General features: G+C 70.8%; 1 protein-coding gene. It reads right to left on the bottom strand.

All coding sequences use genetic code 11. From position 1 onward, the window contains the following. Positions 1-49 precede the first annotated feature (49 nt). Positions 50-957 (bottom strand): iron-containing redox enzyme family protein (locus IY392_RS11795; RefSeq protein ID WP_194861328.1); only part of this gene is annotated, 908 nt, incomplete at its 5' end.

The following is a 957-nucleotide window of genomic DNA, read 5'->3' as shown; positions in this document are numbered from 1 at the left end:
GTGTCGGCGGGGTCGGCGGTCCCGGTGTGAGCGGGAAACGAACGCTGCGTCAGGGCAGCAGCGAGGACTCCCCGCGGCCCCACGCGGCCAGCATCCCGCCCGCCGCCACCTCGTCGAGGTGGTCCAGAGCACGCATCCCGAACACCACGTCCGCCGCGAGATGCGGCTCCCGGTTCACCAGATCCCCCACGACGTCGTGGCGCATCACCTGCTCGTGGACCGCGTCGGCCTCCACGTGTTCGGCGTAGAAGTGCACGCATTCCTCCGGCGCCCCCAGCCTGCGCAGGCCCGCGACCAGTCGCGCGGACCCGGGGGACGAGGTGATCTCGATGGCGGCGAAATGCCCGATCGCGGCGCCGCGCAGGGACCGGTGCAGCCCGAACAGTGACATCAGGTTGACGGTCGACAGCGTCGCCGCCGACACCCGGTCGAGGTACCCCAGGTAGCCGGGGTCCAGATCGGCGGCCCGCATGAGATCGGCCCAGAGCTGCTGGTGGACCCGCTCTCCGCGCCCGCCGCCGAACTCGTCGAACTCCACGGCGACGAACGAGGCCTTGGCCTGCCCCTGCAGCCGCGGGATGGCGAACGCGTGGGGATCGCCCTCCTTCAGGTGGTAGAGCGACCGGTGGGCGAAGTACTCGCGCAGCTGGTCCCAGGTGCCCTCGTCCTTGAAGTACCAGGACGGGCCCGTGCCGGAGGTCGCCTCGACGGACAGTGCGTCCATCTCGGCCACGGGATCGTCACCCGGTTCGACCGCTCCCCGGAGATGATCGAGGAACAGGGTCTCCAGCGCGCGACGGAGGCGCAGGAGTTCGGGGTCCCACTCCAGGTCGGAGTCCACGCCGGCGAAGCCCCGGTAGTGGAGCTCATAGAGCGTGTAGAGCGCGAGCTGGAGGTCGCGACCCATCGGATCTGTGTCCGCCGAGACGTCCGGGAGCCCATCGGTCCGGCCCGTCG

The organism is Dietzia sp. SYD-A1, from assembly GCF_015356725.1.
Classification (GTDB): Bacteria; Actinomycetota; Actinomycetes; order Mycobacteriales; family Mycobacteriaceae; genus Dietzia.
This window is presented reverse-complemented; position numbering and strand designations above follow the sequence as displayed.